At 52.6% G+C, this 23,005-nt stretch carries 22 protein-coding genes and 4 pseudogenes; 3 read left to right on the forward strand and 23 right to left on the reverse strand.

The genetic code is table 11. The features are described from left to right. Nucleotides 1-184: 184 nt before the first annotated feature. From DFR42_RS03120 to DFR42_RS03210, 21 genes and pseudogenes are all read right to left on the reverse strand, one after another. Nucleotides 185-2,521, reverse strand: coding sequence for a heavy metal translocating P-type ATPase (locus DFR42_RS03120; RefSeq protein ID WP_110253468.1), 2,337 nt, complete (start codon nucleotides 2,519-2,521; stop codon nucleotides 185-187). A gap of 16 nt (nucleotides 2,522-2,537) precedes the next feature. Further along, nucleotides 2,538-3,191 (reverse strand): methyltransferase family protein, encoded by a 654-nt coding sequence (locus DFR42_RS03125; protein ID WP_110253469.1) that lies wholly within the window; start codon nucleotides 3,189-3,191, stop codon nucleotides 2,538-2,540. Continuing rightward, nucleotides 3,178-3,465, reverse strand: coding sequence for a DUF2933 domain-containing protein (locus tag DFR42_RS03130; RefSeq protein ID WP_110253470.1), 288 nt, complete (start codon nucleotides 3,463-3,465; stop codon nucleotides 3,178-3,180). Before DFR42_RS03130 ends, DFR42_RS03125 begins: the two co-directional genes overlap by 14 nt. An 11-nt stretch (nucleotides 3,466-3,476) precedes the next feature. After that, nucleotides 3,477-3,914: a hypothetical protein gene (locus DFR42_RS03135; protein WP_110253471.1), complete on the reverse strand. Its 438-nt coding sequence runs from the start codon at nucleotides 3,912-3,914 to the stop codon at nucleotides 3,477-3,479. 254 nt (nucleotides 3,915-4,168) lie between these two features. After that, on the reverse strand, nucleotides 4,169-4,759 hold the full coding sequence (locus tag DFR42_RS03140) for a flagellar basal body rod protein FlgB (RefSeq protein WP_110253472.1): 591 nt from the start codon (nucleotides 4,757-4,759) through the stop codon (nucleotides 4,169-4,171). Between the two features lie 90 nt (nucleotides 4,760-4,849). Next, nucleotides 4,850-5,278, reverse strand: coding sequence for a nuclear transport factor 2 family protein (locus DFR42_RS03145; RefSeq protein ID WP_110253473.1), 429 nt, complete (start codon nucleotides 5,276-5,278; stop codon nucleotides 4,850-4,852). A gap of 83 nt (nucleotides 5,279-5,361) precedes the next feature. Further along, a complete protein-coding gene (locus tag DFR42_RS03150; RefSeq protein ID WP_110253474.1) occupies nucleotides 5,362-5,703 on the reverse strand; it encodes a copper-binding protein in 342 nt (113 codons plus the stop codon). Nucleotides 5,704-5,771: 68 nt separating this feature from the next. Then, complete coding sequence (locus DFR42_RS03155) at nucleotides 5,772-6,293, reverse strand: cupredoxin domain-containing protein (protein ID WP_110253475.1); 522 nt, start codon at nucleotides 6,291-6,293, stop codon at nucleotides 5,772-5,774. Nucleotides 6,294-6,318: 25 nt separating this feature from the next. Then, nucleotides 6,319-7,731: a multicopper oxidase family protein gene (locus tag DFR42_RS03160; RefSeq protein ID WP_110253476.1), complete on the reverse strand. Its 1,413-nt coding sequence runs from the start codon at nucleotides 7,729-7,731 to the stop codon at nucleotides 6,319-6,321. Between the two features lie 67 nt (nucleotides 7,732-7,798). Then, a complete protein-coding gene (locus tag DFR42_RS03165) occupies nucleotides 7,799-9,199 on the reverse strand; it encodes a TolC family protein (protein ID WP_110254217.1) in 1,401 nt (466 codons plus the stop codon). A gap of 11 nt (nucleotides 9,200-9,210) precedes the next feature. Continuing rightward, nucleotides 9,211-9,579, reverse strand: coding sequence for a hypothetical protein (locus tag DFR42_RS03170; RefSeq protein WP_146218778.1), 369 nt, complete (start codon nucleotides 9,577-9,579; stop codon nucleotides 9,211-9,213). Between the two features lie 157 nt (nucleotides 9,580-9,736). Then, a complete protein-coding gene (locus tag DFR42_RS28940) occupies nucleotides 9,737-10,135 on the reverse strand; it encodes a hypothetical protein (protein ID WP_146218779.1) in 399 nt (132 codons plus the stop codon). Between the two features lie 77 nt (nucleotides 10,136-10,212). After that, nucleotides 10,213-10,668, reverse strand: coding sequence for a DUF305 domain-containing protein (locus tag DFR42_RS29625; protein WP_110253478.1), 456 nt, complete (start codon nucleotides 10,666-10,668; stop codon nucleotides 10,213-10,215). A gap of 12 nt (nucleotides 10,669-10,680) precedes the next feature. Beyond that, the gene (locus DFR42_RS29480; protein ID WP_110253479.1) at nucleotides 10,681-11,010 is read right to left on the reverse strand and encodes a four-helix bundle copper-binding protein; all 330 of its coding nucleotides are present in this window, start codon (nucleotides 11,008-11,010) and stop codon (nucleotides 10,681-10,683) included. Between the two features lie 251 nt (nucleotides 11,011-11,261). Continuing rightward, nucleotides 11,262-11,462, reverse strand: a pseudogene (locus tag DFR42_RS29985) (hypothetical protein); the annotation flags it as partial. 100 nt (nucleotides 11,463-11,562) lie between these two features. Beyond that, a complete protein-coding gene (locus DFR42_RS03185) occupies nucleotides 11,563-12,048 on the reverse strand; it encodes a MerR family DNA-binding protein (RefSeq protein ID WP_170133400.1) in 486 nt (161 codons plus the stop codon). A 400-nt stretch (nucleotides 12,049-12,448) separates the two neighbouring features. Further along, nucleotides 12,449-12,643 (reverse strand): heavy-metal-associated domain-containing protein, encoded by a 195-nt coding sequence (locus DFR42_RS03190; RefSeq protein WP_110253481.1) that lies wholly within the window; start codon nucleotides 12,641-12,643, stop codon nucleotides 12,449-12,451. 324 nt (nucleotides 12,644-12,967) lie between these two features. After that, a pseudogene (gene cueR, locus DFR42_RS03195) lies at nucleotides 12,968-13,348 on the reverse strand (Cu(I)-responsive transcriptional regulator); the annotation flags it as partial. 50 nt (nucleotides 13,349-13,398) lie between these two features. Further along, nucleotides 13,399-14,421 (reverse strand): 2Fe-2S iron-sulfur cluster-binding protein, encoded by a 1,023-nt coding sequence (locus tag DFR42_RS03200; protein ID WP_110253483.1) that lies wholly within the window; start codon nucleotides 14,419-14,421, stop codon nucleotides 13,399-13,401. 9 nt (nucleotides 14,422-14,430) lie between these two features. Further along, nucleotides 14,431-14,697: a glutaredoxin family protein gene (locus tag DFR42_RS03205; protein WP_110254218.1), complete on the reverse strand. Its 267-nt coding sequence runs from the start codon at nucleotides 14,695-14,697 to the stop codon at nucleotides 14,431-14,433. Nucleotides 14,698-14,752: 55 nt separating this feature from the next. Further along, nucleotides 14,753-17,308, reverse strand: coding sequence for a heavy metal translocating P-type ATPase (locus tag DFR42_RS03210; protein WP_110253484.1), 2,556 nt, complete (start codon nucleotides 17,306-17,308; stop codon nucleotides 14,753-14,755). Between the two features lie 840 nt (nucleotides 17,309-18,148). Here DFR42_RS03210 and DFR42_RS03220 point away from each other — a divergent pair. Further along, nucleotides 18,149-18,779: pseudogene (locus tag DFR42_RS03220) on the forward strand (efflux RND transporter permease subunit); the annotation flags it as partial. Nucleotides 18,780-18,824: 45 nt separating this feature from the next. On the opposite strand, the pseudogene DFR42_RS29635 reads toward DFR42_RS03220, so the two are convergent. Next, nucleotides 18,825-18,953: pseudogene (locus tag DFR42_RS29635) on the reverse strand (arsenical resistance protein ArsH); the annotation flags it as partial. Between the two features lie 39 nt (nucleotides 18,954-18,992). Then, a complete protein-coding gene (cadR, locus tag DFR42_RS03230; protein ID WP_110253485.1) occupies nucleotides 18,993-19,433 on the reverse strand; it encodes a Cd(II)/Pb(II)-responsive transcriptional regulator in 441 nt (146 codons plus the stop codon). An 84-nt stretch (nucleotides 19,434-19,517) separates the two neighbouring features. Between cadR and DFR42_RS03235 the strand changes: the two genes are divergently transcribed. After that, the gene (locus DFR42_RS03235; RefSeq protein ID WP_110253486.1) at nucleotides 19,518-21,923 is read left to right on the forward strand and encodes a heavy metal translocating P-type ATPase; all 2,406 of its coding nucleotides are present in this window, start codon (nucleotides 19,518-19,520) and stop codon (nucleotides 21,921-21,923) included. Further along, nucleotides 21,920-23,005 carry a signal peptidase II gene (lspA, locus tag DFR42_RS03240; RefSeq protein WP_110253487.1) on the forward strand — a complete coding sequence of 362 codons (1,086 nt, stop codon included), beginning with the start codon at nucleotides 21,920-21,922 and terminating at the stop codon, nucleotides 23,003-23,005. The genes DFR42_RS03235 and lspA overlap by 4 nt, the downstream gene beginning before the upstream one ends.

Here is a 23,005-nt window from a genome sequence, read left to right on the forward strand (position 1 = left end):
ATAGCATGCTGAAGAGTACGATCAACGCAGTGAATAGGCGATGTGGACGAGATAATTTCACGTAATTATTGCATTTAATTAACATTAAAAACAAAATGGAATAGGAAGTCAGTGAACAACGTCAATTCCCTTTGTCAGATTATAGTTGCCTTTTCGAGATATTTCCTTGATCAGCCTCAAATAGTCAGGTGTCCACACCATGCTTTCTCAACCGTAGCGCGTTGCCTATGACGGAAGCTGAACTCAAACTCATGGCCAAAGCGGCAATCAGCGGTGAAAGCAACCAGCCTGTCATCGGATATAAGACACCGGCAGCGACGGGAATACCCAAACCGTTATACAGGAAGGCAAACAGTAAATTTTGCTTCATATTGCCGACGGTGGCGTCTGACAATAAGCGCGCCACAGAAATACCGCGTAAGTCACCTTTGACCAGGGTAATCTGGGCACTGTTCATGGCAACATCGGTTCCTGTTCCCATGGCGATACCGACATTGGCTTTTGCCAGAGCGGGCGCGTCGTTAATCCCGTCGCCTGCCATGGCGACGATGCGGCCTTCTTTTTGCAGACGTTCAACAAGTAACAGTTTGTCTTGCGGCTTTACCTCACCAAACACTTCATCCAGACCAAGCCGGTTACCTACGGCCTTGGCAGTGGTCAGACCGTCACCTGTTGCCATGATGATGCGTATTCCTGATGCTTTAAGTGCGGCCAATGCCTCTGGGGTGCTTTTTTTGATCGGGTCAGATACCGCAAGCAAACCGGCCAACTGTTTGTCTACAGCCAGATACATGACGCTCGCACCTTCGGCACGGAGCTCTTCTGCTTGCGTAAGCAATCCTTGCACTTGTACTCCCAACTGCTCCATGAGTGTAGTATTGCCCAGAGCGACATCACGCTGATTGATAGTGCCTCGCACGCCAATACCTGAACCAGACTCAAAATTTTCTGGCTTATCCAGAGTCAATCCCCGTTCGCGTGCTGCCCGCACAATGGCATCTGCCAATGGATGTTCGCTACCCTGATCGAGACTGGCCGCCAAGCGCAGCACTTCCTCTTCCTGATAGCCAGAAGATGGAATCACTTTATCGAATGCAGGACGGCCTTCTGTCAGCGTACCGGTCTTGTCAACAATGAGCGTATCGACCTTGCGTAAATTTTCTATGGCAGCTGCATCCCTGAACAACACACCTTGTGTGGCACCTCGGCCAGTAGCAACCATGATGGACATCGGCGTAGCAAGACCAAGGGCGCAGGGACAGGCAATGATCAGTACCGAGACGGCATTGATCAATCCAAAGACCCAGCGTGGTTCAGGCCCCCACAGTCCCCAGGCAAAGAAAGTGAGGATGGCAATGCCGATCACCGTCATCACAAAATACCCGGCCACCACGTCCGCCATTCTCTGCATCGGTGCTTTTGAGCGTTGTGCCTGCGCGACCATCTGGACAATTTGTGCCAGCATGGTGGCAGACCCAACCCGTTCGGAACGCATGACGAGCGCACCATTGGTATTTAAGGTGGCACCAATGACTTTATCACCAACCCTTTTAGTCACAGGGACAGGTTCTCCGGTGAGCATCGATTCGTCCACAGCGCTACTACCCTCGGTTACGCTACCGTCAACCGGCACTTTTTCACCTGGACGTATGCGCAAGAGATCACCGACATGGACATTGGTAAGTGGTATATCTTCTTCTTTTCCATCCGCATTCATGCGCCGCGCAGTTTTTGGAGAAAGACCCAGCAAGGATTTGATCGCAGCCGAAGTCTGCGATCGGGCTTTAAGTTCGAGCACTTGTCCCAGTAAAGTCAGCGAAATAATGACGGCTGCCGCTTCAAAATACACCGCCACCCGTCCCATTGAGATAAATGAATCTGGGAATACTTGAGGTATTAACGTCGCAACCACGCTATAGATGAAAGCTGCACCAGTTCCTAAGCTGATCAATGTCCACATATTGGGACTACGGTGCAATACGGATTGCCAACCTCTTGTGAAGAAAGGCCATCCAGCCCACAACACGATAGGTGACGCAATGGCCATTTCCACCCAACTTTGCACAGACATCTGCATCAAATGTAGCGACTCACCAGACATGGCAAGTACAAAAACAATCACGGTGAGAGGTAAAGTCCACCAGAAGCGATGCTGAAAGTCCTTCAGTTCGGGATTATCATCTGCCTCAAGTTCGGGAATCACCGGCTCCAGCGTCATGCCACACTTAGGACAGCTACCTGGATGATCTTGCCGTATTTCGGGATGCATGGGGCAAGTATAGATAGCGGAGGAAGGTGTTTCTTCCGCCTTGGCTGGAGTAGTCTTGGACAATATGTACTTGCCAGGTTCTGCATTAAATTTAGTGTGGCATTTGCTGCTGCAAAAGTAATACATTTTTGAGTCTAGTAACTCTTTATGTTCGGACTGTTCGGTGACTGTCATTCCACATACAGGATCTTTTAGTTTCGTATCTTTCGTTGAGGCAGGTGCAGTCACTGTAGCGTTCATGGTTGCTTCCATTTAAGGTGTTGCTGAATCAATGACAAGCCGGGCTGGCAGACGACAGGTGTGGAAAAAATCGTGGAGTGCGCTTTGTGTAACGGGCAAATTCATCGCCAAATTGAGCCAGCATCTCTTTCTCTTCAGTCACGGCCAGGCGACCATACATGATCAGCAAGATGGGAAACATTGCCAATGTTAACACTGTAGGCCATTGCAATAAGAATCCCAAGAGAATTAAAACAAAGGCAACGTATTGTGGGTGGCGTATTTTGGCGTAGGGACCACTAATCGCCAGGGTATGTTGCCGTTGTGCATGGTAGAGCACGTTCCAGGCGCTGGATAACAAGTAGAAACCAAATCCCAGAAAGACATAACTCGCGATATGCAGCACACCAAAATGCGGATCACCTTTTTCTCCAAGCAAGGTCGACCATAAATGACCAGCGTCATGCGACAAAATATCCAGATTGGGATAATGCGTCTGTAACCAGCCTGACATCAGGTAGATGGTCAGTGGGAAGCCATACATCTCTACAAACAAGGCAACGATGAATGCAGAAAATGCGCTGAAGCTGCGCCAGTCACGTGCCGTATGCGGCTTAAAAAAACTGAAAGCGAACATGATGAAAATGGCCGAATTGAGTATCACCAGAGACCAAAGCCCATAAGCGCTTTCACCGTGGTTCATGGCGGTTCTCCTTATTCGCGCTGGCATCCTTGTCTTGGTCGCTTGGCGACTCTACATCTTGATGATGGCTATGATGTCCATGTCCGTGATGCATAAAAACGTGCATCAGCGGACAGGCCAGTAACAACAAAAATGGCAATGCGCCGATCACGTGCGCCAGATGTTCTGTCAATAGAAAGTAGGCAGCAACCGCACCAATGACAAGATATCCAAGGGCGTATCTGGAGCGCCAGAAACTACCTGGTTCATTTTGATTTTCGTGTTCGTGATTCATGGCGCATCCTCTTATTTGGCAATGGCTGTCGAAGCAGGCATTCTGTCCATCATCATTTGCATCATGCCCTCCATCATTTCCATGCGTTTTTCCATCATGCCGTGCATGGCCATGTCTTTTTGCATGCCATCCTTCATGTTGGTTTTTTTATCGCCAGCCATCTTGCCCATCATTGCCATGCCATCCTGCATCGCTTTCATGTGATCCGCCATTAAGGCGCTGCGCTCTTCCGGGCTCTTTGCATTCATCATTTTTTCATGCATGTCATGCATCATCTGGATTTGATCATCCATTTTTTGCATGGACGATTTGGCTGCACTGCCAGAAGGTGCTGTGACTATGGCAGAAGCGGGATGATGGTCTTTGTGATCCACCGGCTCAGCCGCCCACACACTGGAAGCAATGATCAACGAACTTGTCAGACATAAGACTGGGCGAAGTAATTTCATGATGGACTCCTAAATAGACGACTGATTGAGAAAAAATGGCTTACACCTTGATCTGGCAAATATGGCAGGGATGACTTCTGAAAATGTATTTACCTGAATTCACTATAGGTGCTGTACCCGGGTACGGAGTCAATCATCATTCATGCAGACTGCCGCCTGTTTGATCTACGTCAAGCGCCTGCCTTTGCATCATCAAAATAGTCGCCCCCAAGCTACATTCGAATTAAGAAGTTCGACATAAGCTCGCTTGGTTCTTAGTAAGGCGTATTTTTGAGTAACTCTTCCATATCTTTATAATGTCCTCGTACACGATCGACGTGATATTCATACATCAGTGCATTCTGGGTAAACTTGACCCGCTCGACATCCATTTCTACCGTGTTGCCATCAATCGATCCCTGGCCAGGTGTCACATACTGAGGTGTTACCGTTTTTGAGGTCTTTCCGTCTCTCAATGCCGCTTCAATATCAATGTCCATGGCCTTATATCCAGGGGTGTCGGCATTAGCGATATTAGAGGCCAACAATGTCTGGCGATAGACACGTAAATCCAATGCACGCTCATTGAATCCATGTTCCAAGGTTTTATTAGACAACCCAGGTAAGGGCAAATGGGTGGGGACGACGTTGGACAAAGAGAATGGCACTGCTCCTGTAACCGCAAGTTGGCTGGGGCCATCTATCGACTTTTGTTCAGTACCAGTTAATGTCGCTTTATCTTTTATACGCACCAAGGCTTCCGCAAAAGATCCCTGAGTCAGAAGATTTGATTTTGCTTGTACTGGTGTAGCAGACGTAACGTTGGAGGTGGCCAACGGCCCTAAAGATTCTGAGATACTTTTCATATAAACTTCTCCATTTATCAGGTCTGCTACCGCGATTCTTAGCCACAATTGTCGGGTGCTTCCTGTACTAAAACTGGGATTTGGTCATTACTATTTAGATTTTCGGGAAGACCAATGGACATGCACGATTTGCCAGTCGTTGCCAGATTTTTGCAGTAAGGCAGTTTCAGTTCCAAAGAGTTGTACGTCCTTACCCTTTACTTTAGCCTTGGTCTCTGTTTCCGCCCAAATCACCGCCAGATTTCCGTCAATTCGCTGGCTTTGCTGCAATACCGTACGCGTTGATGTCTTGGCAAAAGCCATATCTTCTGGCAGGTGATGTCCGGCATAGTCTGCCCTTGACCGCTCGACATAGCCGGACTCATAGATAGTGACATCAGGCGCAAGCAGTTCAGTCGCCTTTGCTTTATCACCTGCTGCCACAGCCGCATAGAAGGCAGCCAGTGCATCTTTGGGCTCACCGGCATAGGTGAAGCTTGTCAACGTGCTTAGTGCCAGAAGTGTCAATATTTTGATCATCGTAGTGCTCTCCCATTCTTATTTAATCGTGGTCATGTTCCAGTCAGCATCATGGTCCGACTGGAACGTGTAGCTCACAGAGTTTATTTTGCGATTTGTATTTCCGTTACCACGATTGCGCCGTCCGCTTTTTCTGCTCTGAATTTCACCTTGTCACCGGCCTTTAGTGTGTCGAGTGCAGCAGGATCTTTGATCTTGAACACCATGGTCATGCCAGGCATATCCAGGTTCTTGATATCGCCGTGCTTCAGCGTGATCTTGTTGGTACTCTTATCAATTTTTTTGACTTCCCCATCCGTCATGTCGCTACTGGCATTACTCGTGGAAGCGGATGCTGTTGCGGACATTGAGTGATCTGCAGCAAGGGCTGTATGAAATGTGACGGCAGCAAGAACGCCCAAGGTCAGAGATTTAATAATGGTCATGATATTTCCTATTTTTAAATGAATAAATCAAATTACCGTGTAATCAGTTGACTACACGGTCTGCATCTTTAGTGTTTGTGTTCGTGGGTTTCAGGTTCAGCACTAGCCACGGCCTTGCCTTTTGCAACGGCGACCTTACCCTTCATACCGGCGTCATAGTGGCCAGGCTGCAGGCAGGCGAAATCAATCTTGCCCGCCTTGGTGAACTGCCAGACAACTTCACCAGTCTGACCACCAGCCAGGGTGATCATGTTGGGATCGCTGTGTTCCATTTCTGGGTTTTTCTTCATGACTTCGTAGTGTTCTTTCAGTTCCTTTTCTGTTCCCAGGACGAATTCGTGCTTGATGCCGCCAGAATTCTTAATCACGAAACGGATAGTCTCACCTTGCTTGGCGACGATATTGGATGGTGTAAAACGCATGTTGTCAGTCATGTTGACATTGACCGTACGGGTGGTTGCCGTGGCGGTGCCTGGCTTGCCGATGGCTTCGTTATCGTGACCATGTGCATGATCATCATGGGCAAAACTGGCTTGGGCTGCCAATGCGAGGGCCAAAGTGACTGTGATGGTGGTGAGGCGAGTTTTCATGGGAATGATCCTTTCAATTTAAAAATTAGTGTTCCATCTTGCCGACAGGCTTGCGGACTTGTACTTCTACTTCTTGCTGATTCTTCTGTTTCAGGGGCATGGATTTACCACCTACGGTCTTCGCACGCGCTGGTTCAGCTACGTTGCCAGTCCATTCCTGAGCGACTGTTCCCGGAGGGTGCTTGTACCATCCGTGATCCTTGTAGTCGCCTGGCTTCTGGTCCTTCCTGACCTTTAACACGCTGAACATGCCCCCCATCTCGACACCACCAAATGGGCCTTCACCCGTCATCATCGGTAGCGTATTATCAGGAAGAGGCATTTCCATTTCTCCCATATCCGCCATGCCACGCTCGCCCATGGCCATATACTCAGGAATGAGGCTGGTGATTTTTTTAGCGACACCAGTGTGGTCAACACCAATCAAGTTGGGAGTGTCGTGGCCCATCGCGTTCATGGTGTGATGTGACTTGTGGCAATGGAAAGCCCAGTCGCCTTCTTCGTCAGCAAGAAACTCGATCTGGCGCATTTGCCCTACTGCGATATCCGTGGTGACTTCTGGCCAGCGCGCAGAATGAGGAACTGGACCGCCATCAGTGCCTGTGACCTGGAATTCATGACCATGAATATGGATAGGATGATTTGTCATCGTCAGATTACCGATACGGATGCGAACCTTGTCATTCTTACGAACCACAAACGGGTCAATACCGGGGAAGACGCGGCTATTCCAGCTCCACAGATTAAAGTTGAGCATGGTAGACGTTTTAGGAGTGAAGGCACCAGGATCAATATCGTAGGCATTAAGCAGGAACACAAAATCACGATCCACTTCGGCAATCTGCGGATGTTTGGCTTTGGGATGTGTCACCCAAAAGCCCATCATTCCCATCGCCATTTGTGTCATTTCATCTGCGTGCGGGTGATACATGAAGGTGCCTGGTCTGCGGGCAACAAATTCATACATGAATGTCTTCCCAGGCTGTATCGACTTTTGGGTCAGTCCTGACACGCCATCCATACCGCTGGGCAAGCGCTGCCCATGCCAGTGCACACTGGTATGCTCGGGTAATTTATTGGTAACAAAGATGCGGACACGGTCACCTTCGACAACCTCTATGGTTGGTCCTGGGGATTGACCGTTATAACCCCAAAGGTGTGCCTTCATGCCAGGAGCCATCTCACGCACTACCGGTTCAGCCACCAGATGGAACTCCTTGACACCATTGTTCATCCTCCATGGCAAGGTCCAGCCATTCAGGGTCACCACCGGGTTATAGGGGCGTCCTGTATTGGGTGCCAGCGGTGCCATGGTATCCGGCGAGGTCTGGGTGGCTGGTTCTGGCAATGCTGCCATGGCGACTTTGCTAACTGAGGCAGCGGAAGCCGCCGCAGTGATTGCACCTAGTCCACTTAAAAAATTTCTTCTTGAGTTCATATCATTTCCTTTGTTTGATGAGCTTGAGGCGCCCTCAATTTCCCGCAACTTTTGGTTCACGGCCGTTCTAATTCGCTACGGCTGCAGCGCTTATATTTGGGCGTCCCATTAAGCTCATTTCCAGATCAGCCTGCGCAATCCAGAAATCACGACTGGCCTCGATCGCACTATTCACACTGGCGATTTGGGAGCGCGCATCTGCAAGTAGATCAAATACGCCAATTAACATACCGTTGTAGTAAAGCTGATTTTCTTCGGAAACACGTTTCTTCAAAGGCACAATTTCATTCTGATAATGCATGGCGATGTCGTAGCTTGAGCGGTAGCCCAGATAGGCTTCCCTGACTTCAGAACGGGCATTGATGGCAATCTCAGCAGTACGATTGAGCGCTTGCATATACAGCGCTTCTGCCTTGGCTACTTTGGCACCGCTCCAGTCAAACAGAGGTAGCTCCAGTGTTACCGAGTAACCCCGTTGCACAGGCTGATCATTAAAGGTATTGCGGATAGCCCCCACTTCCAGGACATTGATGAACCGGGTAGCCTTGCTCAAGCCCAGATTTTTCGCTAATTGCTCTGTACTGAGGCGGGCAGCCTGCACATCCAGCCGTTGCGCCATCGCCATCTGTTCAACATTGGGCATGTCATTCGGTTTCTTAGGCAGATCAGGTAATCTGAGCGGCAGAGTAAAGGTTATTTGAAGCCCCCATAGCCCCATCAGGCGCGTCAACTTCTCTTTGCTACGAGTCTGCGCCTGCTCTGCACGCGCCAGATTGAGGGCAGCTTCAGCAAAAAAACCCTGCTCGCGGGCTTGTTGCAGTTTGTTGTAGTTACCCGCCTTTGCAAGCCGTCCCGCCAACTCTGCGCCTGCATCAGCAGCTTTTTTGACCTGTTGCATGTACAGCATGGTCTGGTCTGCAGCCACAGCCATGTAGTAGGCTTTGCGCGTTTCCGCAGCCAAAGACAACATTTGCATAGTCACTTCTCGCTTGGTTTGCTCGAAGCGACGTTGTTCCATCTGCCTGGTTAAAGGCATCGTCAACAAGTGGGCAATATTAAAAGTCAGGCTCCGGTCGATTTCAACTTCACTACCTTGCCGGGTACGGCTGAATGAAAACCCAGGATTGGGTAGGCGACCGGCCTGTACAAAATCAGACTCGGAAATGCCCAGTTCATAGAACGAAGCCTGTAGCCCGCGATTATTAAGCAAGGCGATTTGCACGGCATCATCGACAGTCAAAGGAGATGCAAGTAATTCCTTTACCCTTTGTGCTGCGGTATCACTCGCGTTATCAGAACGCTGCCAGGTAACTTCCTTGCCAAGGCGCTCTTTTGCTACTTGCTCTACCGTTGAAAATCCACCATCGGTACTAAAACTGGCGCAGCCGCCCAGCATCAATGGGAGACTTATCAGGGCGGCGAGCTTGCTTGGCCGGTGGAAAAACTTGCCATTTGAAGGTGTTCGCATGGTGGTTTCCTTCATTTTGTATGACTGCTGTGATCCATCGACTTGGCCTTGTCCGATGTGGGAGTCTCTTTTTCTTTCGCGGCAGGCTTAGTGTCGGTGGTGTCTGGCTCTCTCGCCTGTTTGGCATAAACTCGCCATCCGCCAATGCGCGCAGTTGTGTCATTCAACTCCTTCCATGAACCAACTTCCTGATCGGTAAAGGGACGATAATTTTGTAAAGTGGAGAGATAGATCACCGGTGGCACAATGGCCTGGGCTTCTACGGGATTTGGTCGTTGGCTGCGGTTCGCTTCTTGGGCAAGGACGTTCTGACCCACGATAAGCATGACGAGCATAGCTAGTGCCAACCGTAGCCTTGACGGAAAAATAGATGGATTCATGAAATCCTCGGTGAGTAATAGGTAGTGTGACCAAGGCGAACCGTGCAGATATAGACGCGGCAACGCAATGGCGGATATCAACGCAAGGCTAAGCTGATTGAAACAGACGATCAGCGTCTCTATAGCTTCAAATAGCTACTGGCGTTGCAGATGAAAATTAAGCGCGGGGAGGTCGTTCGAGGCCATCACTGATATGGCCGAAATGAGAAGAAAAAACCAGACTGATTTTTTCTGATGAAGGAGTGGAAACGAGGGGAATTGCAGAATTAGTCACAAGTGCGGCACCAACGCAGCATGAAGCACAAGCACTGCACTTGTCTTTCATCACTTTGGTGACAGGTGACGCTTTGGATACAGAGTGGTTAGAGACTTTATCATTACTACTGTGCTGATGTTCATGTTGCCCAACTTGAGCATGATCGTGATCATGCTGCTCACCGGGCAGTACATGGTGATGTTCCGTGTTGCAGTTCACCATAGCTGCTGCTGCGAAGCCCTGGAAGGGTATCGCCACAAACATGATGCACAGCAGAAATAGTCGGAACAGCTTTTTCATGTGAATGATTATAGCTCAAATTATTCTAGGTGTTACTCCCCATCAAAATGGGGAGCAAATACATAGATTTGAATCCGTTATTTACCTAGCTGACTGGAGCTCATGCTGGCCTCATGTTTTTTGAGCCAGGTATCGAATTCGGCCATTTCCTTCTTTTGCGCGGCGATGATTTTAGACGCCATTTTTTTCAACTGAGGGTCTTTCCCTTGCTTGAGTTCGATTTCGGCCATATCAATCGCTCCTTGATGATGTTCTTTCATCATCATGGCGAAATCATGGTCGGTATTACCAGACATACTCATGGAAGACATTTTTTGTTGCATTCCTTCCATCGATTTCTTGATCGCCATGTCTTTGTTTTCAGCCATGGCATTACTATGCATGGAGGCATTGCCTGCTGGTTTGGAATCGGAGGAATTCATCTGTGCGCTGGCGATCAAAGGCATACTGATGCTGGAAACGACGCAGGCCAAAATGAAACTACGTACGTGAGGTGATTTCTTAGCCGGGGCTGGCTGACGATTTTGTGTCATGGTGTGTTCCTTTTATTGGTTGGCCATTGCGCGACAGCTATTTGCGCAATCACGGCAGACTTTTTCGCAATCACCCATTTGGTCCAACTCGGCGCAACTATCAGCGCACGCTTCGCAAATTTCAGCACAAAGTGCACAATATTTTGCGCAAAATGCAGAACCTGACAATTGCAAATCAACTGAGGTTTGGCATATCTGAGCACAATTCATCATTAACCGGAAATGCGCAGGTTCGACATGCCTGCCGCCAGTATCAAGGCAATGGTTCATGGCGGTCTGTAGGCAGGTCTGATAGCATTTGTTGCAGGCATCAATGCAGGATTGCATGTCGTTCATATTCATCGTTTTCTCCTGGCGGTACCCAACAACTTGCTCTCTCCTAATTGGATCAAAATAAAGATGTTGAGGATTCATGATAAAACGGTGACAACATTTATACTGTACGTTAGTACACATAGCGTTTTGCTGCTGTCGGGAGTATCTAGACGATCAAATGGTGAAGTGAGTATGTCAGCAAGTCGTTTCAGGAGCAGCTTGTTTAGAACGTGGCGTTATCTGTTCTATGAACGCTAACGGTAGAGTTATCCATATAATTAATCAGTTACGGGAAATCTTACCTTGTCTACCACTGGCGTTGTGTATATCTGGAAACAAAGTCGATAGCGGACACTAATGATTAAAGCGGCCTGCGATTTTTGATTGAAATTTTCAGCAAACAAGGCAGGTGAAACATAGCCTAGACGTGAGTGACGTCGCTGGCGATTATAAAAGCTTTCGATGTATTCTTGAAAAGCAGTCTATGCATCAGCACGGCTTGGATATTGTTTGTGATATATCCATCACCTCGCTCGGATAAGGTCTGCATTTTCCTATCCGATTCAGCCTATTGATTCGCTAAAGGTGCATAACACGCGCTCTAAGCTCTATCAACCCTTCCATGATTGGGCATGTAGGCTGATGCTCAACTGAGAACAAGTTCGCCAGGCGCTCCAGGACGCGCTCCATTGCCTGAATTCCATCGGTGCGTGATGTCAGTTCTTTGGGTTGAGCCAGGGCAATGCTGTTTACCTCCACGCTCACGCGATGCATATCTTGCCACAGGGAGAGCAGTCTGGCGACCTCGTTCATGCCGAAGCCCAGGACGTGCGCTCGCCGAGCAAAACGCAGTACGATGACATCCTCCTGCGTATAGCGACGCGAGGAAGCGTTGGCTACTTCTGCACCCCGAATCAGACCACGTCCCTCGCAATGACGCACAAGTCTTTCCGAGACACCAGCGCGTGCTGTGATCTCGTCGATTGCCAATCCTTGCTCATTGCCGGCAATCATCGGTCGGGGCTTGACAGCACTCTTGTGCGGCGCGTGAATACGGTTGTTCATGTGACCTCTTTCCTGTTGAACTGACTTGAAATTTCTTGTATACCATGCTGTCAAGGTCAAGCGCCTGAGAGCAGTCATGCGGCAATGAGTCCTTGTCGTACGTAGACCCATCGCATCAGGGAGTCGTGGAATCTATGCCGGAACGTCCACGTGGCACCGCTCGCAGCTGCCCGACATTGCGTAATACCGAAATCTCGGGCAAGGCTGTCAATGTGAATCGTCGGAAGTTACGGCGCTGCCAGAACAGTTAGGACGAATTGCACAGGTCGCACTTGGCCACGATCCATAGCGCATACCGACCCGGATGAAAGGAGCGTTGTGCGGAGTATCGGTTTGGATGGGATACCGGCCTTTGGTTCGTGATGTGACCCGTGCCCGTTAAGTCGGTCATCGCTTGGGATCACTGCTTGTCCGGGTACCCGGCCTCAATAAGTACCGCGAGGAAAGCGCTCTCATTTACGGCGCTATCGACCCGAACTTCACGCGCTGGCGGGTCAGTTTCGATGCGGGCTTGCGGGTCGACGCTCAACAGCGCCTTGGTGACGGACTTTGCGCAGCCGCCGCAGGTCATGTTTGGAATGTAGAAACGATGCATCTTGATCTCCTAGTTGGTTACTGTGTCTGACTAATATGAGGCTTGACAGTGTGGTAAGGTCAAACGCTTTTTAGCGAAATTTTTTAATTCGACTTCAATGGCGAAATTCTAGCCCCCGCGTTTGAGCAAACCAGAGAAGGGATGACCATCGAAGAATGCTGACTGGGCTGGACAACAACCATGCTGAAAAAGCTTGTGCGCGTTCACCTCAGCTCACGAATCAGTCACCATAGCGGCTCGATGGCGTGACGAGGCGGGTGTATCGCCCCCAAATCGAGGCGTTCTATGTGGAGCCTGTTCCGCCGCCGCTGCGGTGGTCGGTTCAGCCAAATCCGCAATGATCGGGCAATCAGGGCGGTCGTCACCGTGGCAGTTATTCGCAAGGTGTTCTAGCGTTTGCGCCATCGCTTGCAATTCGGCAATCTTCGCCTTCAGCCCGGCGACATGGGAAAGCGCCATTGCTTTGACGTCGGAGCTCGCACGATCACGGTCGCGCCACAACACCAGTAGTTCCGAGATCTGTTCGACAGAAAAGCCAAGGTCACGTGCGCGACGGATGTAGCGAAAGCAGTGCACGTCTGCCGAGCTATAATGTCGGTATCCTGCATCAGAGCGACTAACTTGCGGAATCAAACCAATCTGTTCATAGTAGCGAATCATCTTCGCCGAGACACCGGATAACTTGGCTGCTTGACCGATATTCATCATTCTCTCCTTTTAGGGAACAAATCAAATACTACCCGGAAAACCGGGGGTTACCTACGTACCGATGCTTCTCCGGGCGTAAAGCACGCATCGGCATGCAGGTTCTCAGACCGCAGCCCGCGTGCCGTAAAGATCTGCATAGCTTTTTCGACCATCGGTGGTGGCCCTGCGACATATGCTTTCCAGCCATCAAGATCCTGCAGATCCTTGGCGACGGCATCTGTCACGAAGCCGGTGCGCCAGCGCGCGCCCACAGGAGCATCGGAGAGGACGGGCGTGAAGGTCAGGTTGGAGTGGCGTTGTGCCAGGCCCTCGAAATGGTTGATGAGATAGAGATCGCGCTCGCTGCGTGCGCCGAAATAGACATGGATCGGCTGCTTCATACTGCGTGCAATGGCCGTCTCGACGATCCCTTTGATCGGTGCAAGACCCGAGCCGCCGGCAACGCATAGGATCGGCCCAGTATGCTGCTCGCGCAGATAGGAAGAGCCGAATGGCCCTTCGACCATCACCGGATCGCCGAGCTTCAACTGCGTGTGGATGCGCTGGGTCGCGGCCCCACTGGGCACTCGGCGGATGTAGAATTCGAGCGCTCGCTCGCCAGACCCGCTTGCCATTGAATAGTCGCGTGTGGGAGTGCCCGGAAACGTGAGCCGAGCGTATTGGCCCGCCGTAAAGGCCATCGGATCGGCTCCGTCAATGAAGAGCTGGATATGGTTGATGTCGTGTGTAGCGTCTGCTATCGCTGTCACACGGCCTTTTAGACGGCGGCGCGGATGGGATGGAGTCCCTTCGTCGCCGTCAAGCCAGGCGACAATCGCATTCGTTGTAGGGATCGCGCGGCAGGCGAGGATCAGCCCCTGCTCCTTCTCCTCATTCGAGAGCGCGAAACGGCTGTGTTCGAGAAGATCGACCGCTCCGCTGACGAGGCGCGACTTACAGGACCCGCACCTCCCGGAGCGGCAGCCATGCGGATAGGCGATGCCGTCAGCGAGTGCCGCTTCCAGGATTGTGACGCCCTCCGGAATCGAGATGGTGCGTCCGGCCTGGCGTATATCGACATGTTTCGTCATGGTTCTCTCTCAGGCGGCATGGGACAGACCAAGCGCCACAGCCAGGCCCGGTTTTTGCGACGGGAACGTGCCGTAGAAGACCTTCTCACCCACCAAGGTGATCGGTGCGACACGTAGACCAGTGCACGCTTTGGCTTTTGCCATTATCTTGCGGTCGGAGAGGTCGTATTCTTCGAACTCTATCTCCTCTCTCTTAAGCCAAGCCTTCAACACCCAGTCGTCAGGGCAAGTCGGTGTCGTGTAGATAATTACTTGTTGATGAGATGCGCTAGCCATTACGGCCTCCTCAATCTTGTATTGGTGTTCAGTTAGGTGGTACATCGACCCAGGATCAATGCTCGTTCACCAGGCGTGGCTTGGGCGCCTGCGTCTCCGTGCGGGTTTCGACCGTCATCGGTGTCCGAAAGCGCCTTAGTCGGAGCGCGTTGCCGAGCACGAAGACACTGGAGAGCGCCATCGCGGCGGCAGCGAAGATCGGTGAAAGCAAGGTTCCGTTCAATGGGTACATTGCGCCGGCAGCTACAGGGATCAGCACGGCGTTGTAGGCGAAGGCCCAGAATAGGTTTTGCTTGATGTTGCGGATCGTCGCCTTGCTGATCGCGATCGCATTCGGAACTCCACGCAGGTCGCCCGACATCAGCACCACGTCAGCCGCCTCGATCGCCACATCGGTTCCCGTTCCGATCGCGAGCCCAACGTCTGCTTCGGCGAGGGCCGGCGCGTCGTTGATGCCGTCGCCCACGAAGGCGACTCGCGCGCCATTAATTCGGAACTTCTTCAGCGCCTCGACCTTTCCGTTGGGCAAGACCTCGGCTGAGACTTCATCGATGTCGAGTTGCCTAGCGATCGCCGCGGCAGTGGCTGCGTTGTCGCCGGTGATCATCGCGACCTTGAGTCCGAGCGCGTGCAGCGCTTTGATCGCCGCCGGCGTCGTCTCCCTGATCGGATCCGCGACCGCTATCACCGCTGCCAGACGGCCGTCGATCGCGGCGTAGAGCGGACTCTTTCCTTGCTCGCCGAGAAGCTGCGCGGTTGGCAGGAAGCTCGCCACGTCAAGACCGAGCTGCGTCATGAACCGATCCGCGCCGACGGCGACAGTCAGACCGGCGACGTTGGCTGACACGCCGAAGCCCGGCGTTGCGTCGAACCCATCGATGGGTGCGACCGTGATGTCCCGCTGCTTTGCGGCTGCGACGATTGCTTCGGCGATCGGATGCTCGGATCTGGTCTCGACCGCCGCAACGAGAGCCAGAACTTCGTTGTATTCGAAGCCCACAGCGGGAACGAGGTCAGTCAGCTCGGGGCGTCCTTTCGTCAGTGTACCTGTCTTGTCGAGCGCGATGACGCTCACGTCGCGCAGCGCCTGCAAGGCTTCGCCCTTACGAAAGAGAATGCCGATCTCGGCCGCGCGGCCCGTACCGACCATGATAGAGGTCGGCGTGGCCAGCCCCATGGCGCACGGACAGGCTATGATGAGAACCGCGACCGCATTCACGAGCGCGAATGTCAGCGCTGGGTCAGGACCGAAGATCAGCCAGACCAGGAAGGTCAGCGCGGCGGCCGCCATCACCGCCGGAACGAACCACATCGTCACTTTGTCGACCAGCGCCTGGATCGGCAGCTTGGAACCCTGAGCTTCTTCAACGAGGCGGATGATCTGCGCGAGCACCGTGTTCGCGCCGACCTTGGTGACACGGAAACTGAAAGCGCCCGTCTTGTTGATCGTGCCGCCGACGACTTCGGTGCCCACCCCCTTCGACACCGGCACCGGCTCGCCCGTGATCATGCTCTCGTCAACATAAGAGGAGCCCTCCACGACCTCGCCGTCGACCGGGATCTTCTCGCCCGGACGAACGAGCACGACGTCACCGGTCGTGACCTGATCGAGCGCAATCTCCACCGTCTCGCCGTTGCGCTCGACGCGAGCGGTCTTGGCTTGAAGTCCGACCAGCCGCTTGATAGCCTGCGAGGTTCGCCCTTTGGCGCGCGCCTCCAGAGTACGTCCGAGCAGGATCAAGGTCACGATGACCACGGCGGCCTCGAAATAGACGTTGGCGGTGCCCGGTGGAAGCACGTCGGGGACGAAGGTCGCGACCATCGAATAGCCGTAAGCCGCCGCCGTGCCGAGCGAGACCAGCGAGTTCATATCGGGTGCACCGCGAAGCAACGCCGGTACGCCCTTGCGGAAGAAGCGCAGACCCGGACCGAACAGCACAAGGGTGGCGAGTGCAAACTGGATATACCAACTCGTCTGCTCACCCAGGATCCCCATCACCCAATGGTGAATGGCGGGAATGAGGTGAGAGCCCATCTCGAGGATGAACACTGGCAAGGTGAGGATGGAGGCAATGAGCAAAGCGCGCCGCAGCGCCCGTGACTCGCTCTCACGACGCTCGGCATCCTGATCGCCCGCAGTCGCTGTTTGGGCGGACAAGCGGCGGGACTTGTACCCAGCGTATTCGACCGCCGCTTCAAGGTCGGCCGTGGAGACGACCCCAGCAAGATGGCGCACCTGCGCACGCTCGGTCGCCAGGTTGACAGTGGCTTCGAGCACTCCCGGAATTTTTGCGAGCGCCTTCTCAACCCGACCCACACACGATGCGCAGGTCATGTCCTCGATCGCGAGCTCGGTGGTCTCTTCGCGAACGGTGTAGCCGACGCTCTCGATGGCGCGGACAGCCGCCTGCGGATCGGCCAAGCGGGTGAAGGTAATGTCGGCGCGCTCGGTTGCGAGATTTACCGCAGCCGTTTGCACGCCGGGGACCTCTTTCAGCACGCGCTCGACACGACCGACACACGATGCACACGTCATGCCTTCAACCGGCAGACTCAGACGAGTGACTGAGGAGATGGATGGATTGACGCCTTGTTGGGCAACGGAAACCATTGAACTACCCCTTAAATGTTTTGGTTGAAGAGAAGCTTAGACCTTCCCACGATAGGAAGGTCAAGGCCTATGTATGATTTATTTCATGACAAGCAAGTTCGAATTGCCGTCAGCGCCATTACAGTAGTGATCCTTCTGCGCGCAAATCTCCCATCCCCGCACAGCGCCTTGTAGATGCGGACAACGGCAAGCCGTTGGAGCGTGCGAGAGACTACCAACGCACGCCGACTTGCAAAGTCGGACTGTTCGGCTTCGAGCACCTCCAGGTAGATGCCTTCACCTGCTGACAATCGCACGCGGGCAAGACGAGCCGCCTCACAATTTGCCGCTGACTCAAGCAGACGCAGCCCAAGCGTGCTGCCCGCGGCGCCATAGGCTTTGAAGGCATCGTCGGTTTCCTACAGTGCGGGCAACACGGTACCCATCTTCAAAACGGGACGGTTATCCGGTTTGCTGCGAATCTTTGCGTAGTCATCGAAATTCGTGGGCGGACATGATCAGAGTTAGAGCTTTGAAGCAAACCACAGGTGGCTTTTTTCATGCGACTGGGTGGCACAGGTGAAATGCGAATGACTGGCTTTTATGTGCGCGATTAAATGGTTTTATTTATGCGAATATGCAGGAAGTGGAAGGTGGATCAAATTACAGGGGGAATTTTGCAAGAAAACGAACACATAAATGCCTAAAAGTACGAAATCTAGAAAATCTCATTTTATCTGACAGAAATGAAGAAAATCTCAACTATTGCGACAATCAATCTCAAGTTACGTGACAATTTTCTGTTAATCAGTGCGTTCTTTACCAATTTCAGTCTCAACTTCCGTGGCACTTTATGCCAGGGAGGTCAAGTTGCCGGCAGCGTATTCGGTTACCTGGTCAGGTCAGTTTGAATACCTGGAACGCGCCACTGAAAAACTGAAGATCGTGGTGCCAGCGACCTTACTGATTATCTTCGTTTTGCTCTATCTGATATTCAAACGTTTTGATGAAGCTGCGCTGATCATGGCGACCTTGCCCTTTGCTTTAGCGGGTGGAATTTGGCTGTTGTGGGCGCTTGGTCATAATCTGTCGGTCGCCAGTGGCGTCGGGTTTATCGCGCTCGCTGGAGTTTCGGCTGAATTCGGTGTGATCATGCTGCTGTATCTGAAACAGTCCTGGGAAAGCCGCGTCAGGGCAGGCAATGATACTCAGGAGGATTTGCTCGATGCCATCCGTGAAGCTGCGGTAATGCGGGTGCGGCCAAAGGCGATGACGGTTGCCGTCATCATCGCCGGGCTGGTGCCGATCATGTTTGGTACCGGAACCGGATCAGAAGTGATGCAAAGAATTGCTGCACCTATGGTCGGGGGGATGATCACAGCGCCCTTGTTGTCGATGTTTGTAGTGCCTGCTGTTTATTTATTATTAAGGCGGCAGAGGGACAAGAGTACTTAAGAGTTCTGAAGAGGGCCAAGAGCAATTCTCTCGATGAAGGAGATTTTGCTCTTGCCCAGACTTCTCGACTACGGCATCCAAATCAAATGGATCTTTGATTTACACGTTTGGACAATTCTTCAGCGATTTCTTTGCGTTCTCTATACCGAACCACGAGATAAGATGTAATGGCACACATCAGCAAGGTGAATTTCATCAGTTCTCCCATGACAGCGCTGAAAGCGGAAAATAAAGCATGCCAAGCCATGACTCATCCGGGTGTTTGATTGTTTATGGTATTTTTAACATGACAATCGCAATTGACCAACCCCTGCAAAATGCCGCAAGCCTGTACAGGTCGAGCACCTGAGCATTGCTCGCGCAGAGTATGCAGGTATTGCCTTAACTGCAACAGCGCTTCTACACGCACTTCCACTTGTCGGATATGAGTGTCCAGCAAGAGGTTGACATCTCCACAATCCTGCGTTGGATTGTCTCTCAGCGCTAACAATGCCCTAATCTCGTTCAATGCCATATCAAGCGAACGACAATGGCGGATAAATTGCAAACGCTCAACATGCGCGTCACCGTACAGGCGGAAGTTTCCTCCGCTACGTGCTGGTTTCGGTAGTAGCCCCTCCTTTTCATAATAGCGGATGGTCACAACCTCGCACTGAGAGCGCTTGGCCAGGTCGCCAATTCTGATTTCCATGCTTAATCTCCAATTATCACTTGACTCTATAGCGACTATAGGGATTTTAATGGAGGTTGTATAGAATATTTTCAGGAGTTACTCATGAGCGAATGCACTTCAAAGGGATGTGGCTGCACGACTGAGTCGATCATCCAACCCATAGCATCAACCTCGCTGGCAAGCGGATCGGCTCAAACAAGTTACCGGATTGAGAACATGGATTGTCCGACCGAAGAGGCGCTGATCCGAAACAAACTGGCTACCCTTGCGGGAGTGGTTGGTCTTGAATTCAACTTGATGCAGCGTACCTTGGTCATTCAGCACGACCTGCCTTCGTTGTCTCCCGTTGAACAGGCACTAACTGCCATCGGCATGCAAGCGGTGCGCATGGACGGTGCATCGGTCGGACAGACAACCAAGTTGTCTATTGCCAAGATGGATTGCCCGACCGAAGAGACGTTGATCCGCAACAAAATAGGCTCGCTCGCCGGGGTCTCTGGACTGGACTTCAACCTGATGCAACGCACTTTGTCTGTGCACCATACTGACCAGGTTCTGCCAGACGTACTTGTAGCTCTGCAAGCGCTTGGATTCGAGGCTCAGGTGATGGACACTGTAGAGGCCGCATCGCCATCCGCTTCCCCTGTGACAACGAGGACTAACTGGTGGCCGCTGGGCGTTTCCTTGGTCACGGCATCGGCGGCTGAGGCAGTCTACTGGCTTAACAACGGCAATCATTGGTCGGTCGTTGCTCTGGCGCTCGTCGCAGTCTTCACGGGTGGCCTCTCCACCTACAAGAAGGGGTGGATCGCGCTCAAGAACCGTAATCTGAACATGAACGCCCTGATGTCAATTGCGGTCACGGGTGCCATGTTGATCGGACATTGGCCTGAAGCAGCGATGGTCATGGTGCTATTCGCGCTAGCCGAGGTGATCGAAGCCAAATCGCTGGATCGCGCCCGCAACGCCATTCGTGGCCTGCTCGATCTGACGCCGGAACTGGCAACGGTGCAACAGGCTGACGGCACATGGCGCGAGACGAGTGCCAAGCAAATCGCCATTGGCAGCCGCGTCCGGGTAAAACCGGGAGAGAGGATTGCTCTTGATGGAGAGGTGCTGGAAGGTCGCTCTACCATCAATCAAGCCCCGATCACGGGCGAAAGCCTACCGGTAGAGAAATCCCCTGGTGATCCGGTGTTCGCAGGCACGATTAACGAATCGGGTTCGTTCGAGTACCGCGTCACCGCCGTTGCCAGCAATTCCACACTGGCCCGTATCATTCATGCGGTAGAGGCAGCGCAGGGGAGCCGTGCACCGACCCAACGGTTTGTTGATCAGTTCGCTCTCTGGTATACGCCTATCGTCTTCAGTGTTGCGGTCGCTGTCGCGTTGGTACCACCGCTGTTTATGGGGGCAGCCTGGCTAGACTGGATTTACCGTGCACTGGTTCTTCTGGTGGTCGCTTGCCCGTGCGCACTGGTGATTTCTACGCCGGTCAGCATCGTCAGCGGCTTAGCAGCTGCCGCCCGCCACGGCATTCTCATCAAGGGTGGCGTGTATCTGGAAGAAGGCCGCAAGTTGCGCTGGCTGGCTCTGGACAAGACCGGCACAATCACGCACGGCAAGCCTGCGCAGACCGATTTTGTTGCTTGGGGCAATGTACTTGCTTCGGACAGCCGCAGCATCGCTGCCAGTCTGGCGGCCCGCTCCGACCACCCAGTATCCAGAGCGGTGGCATTGGCGGCGCAGACTGATGCGATTGCCCTACGTGACGTGGCTGAGTTCAGCGCTCTGCCTGGTCGGGGTGTGCAAGGCCAAATCAACGGCGAGATCTACCATCTGGGCAACCACAGGATGCTCGAAGAGCTTGGGCAGTGCACGCCAGAACTGGAACAGCGTATCGCTGCACTGGAAACCGCAGGTAAGACCGTCGTGATGTTGGTAGGCGCAAATGGGGTGCAAGCATTATTCGCCGTAGCGGACACCATCAAGGACAGCAGCAGGAACGCCATCGCCGAGCTGCATGCACTGGGCATCAAAACCATGATGCTGACCGGCGACAATCCCCATACGGCACAAGCCATTGCCGCACAAGCCGGAATCGACCGTGCACAAGGCAACTTGCTGCCAGACGACAAACTGCGGGAAGTGGAGCAACTTGCACAAAGCGGCAAGGTTGGCATGGTCGGTGATGGTATCAACGATGCCCCAGCCTTGGCACGTGCGGACATTGGCTTTGCGATGGGAGCGGCTGGCACAGATACCGCCATCGAAACAGCTGACGTAGCCTTGATGGACGATGATCTGAGAAAGATTCCGACGTTCGTGCGCCTTTCGCGTGCGACAGCGCAGGTGCTGATGCAAAACATCGTGCTGGCTCTTGGCATCAAGGCAGTGTTTCTTGTGCTGACTTTCACGGGACACGCGACCATGTGGATGGCCGTGTTCGCGGACATGGGAGCCAGCCTGCTCGTTGTCGGCAACGGTTTGAGGCTGTTGCGTCGATGAACTGGACATTCTTTCTCTATGACAGGGGTGGTCTGAATATCGCACTGTTTCAAGCGATCAATACGGGCACTCCAGCCACTCTGGAACCGCTGGTGTGGTTCTTCAGCATTGTAGGCAGTTACTGGACCGCGCCGCTGATGCTGCTGGGTCTTTGGTGCTGGTTGAAGTTGGCCACTGGTACAGCGCGTGGTACGGTCATTCGAAGTCGCCTTATTGGCTTTAGCGTGGCCTTCCTACTGGCGTTACTGACCACCGCTATTTTGAAGCTGTGGCTGGACTTTCCCCGCCCACCTGCCGTCCTTGGCGACATGGTGCGCGTCATCGGGGAAATCGAGCTTCACTACAGCCTGCCCAGCGGGCATGCCACCTATGCCGGGCTAGTGGTCGGCACGCTCTGGCCCTTGCTGAGCCGCCGTGGTCGCATCGTCTTGACGCTATATCTTATATTGGTAGGTTGGTCGCGTATCGCTGCAGGAATGCACTTTCCTACCGATGTGCTGGCGGGATGGCTTCTTGGATTGAGCTGTACGGCACTCTCCGGATGGTCTTTGTCGCTGACCGATCCTATTCGACAATTGACTCGCCGTACATCGACTTGGGTTTGGTTCGCAGTGGCTGCCAGCGTTGTTGCAGTTGATCAACTCGCGAAACTCGCCATCACCCGCAAATTTGCTTATGGAGAACAAGTCGACATCACCCCGTTTTTCAAGCTCGTGCATGTCCTCAATCCCGGCGCAGCATTTAGCTTTCTGGCGAACGCTGGAGGTTGGCAACGTTACTTCTTTATCCTCATAGGTCTGATCGTTTCAGCCTGGCTGGGACGCATGCTAGTCCAGCAGCCCCCCCGCATCGAAGCAGTGGGCTACAGTCTGATCCTTGGTGGTGCTCTCGGTAATGTGGCGGACCGTATGCTGCGTGAGAGTGTTGTTGACTTCCTAGACTTTCATTGGCGACACGTACACTGGCCCGCCTTCAATTTTGCTGATATAGCAATCATTTCTGGCACTGCTCTACTCGTTGTGCATATGTTGACCCAGCACAATAGGATAGACACAGATGCAATTGAGAATTACAATCATTAA

The sequence above is a fragment of the Undibacterium pigrum genome, from assembly GCF_003201815.1.
In the GTDB taxonomy this organism is placed as follows: Bacteria; Pseudomonadota; Gammaproteobacteria; order Burkholderiales; family Burkholderiaceae_D; genus Undibacterium; species Undibacterium pigrum.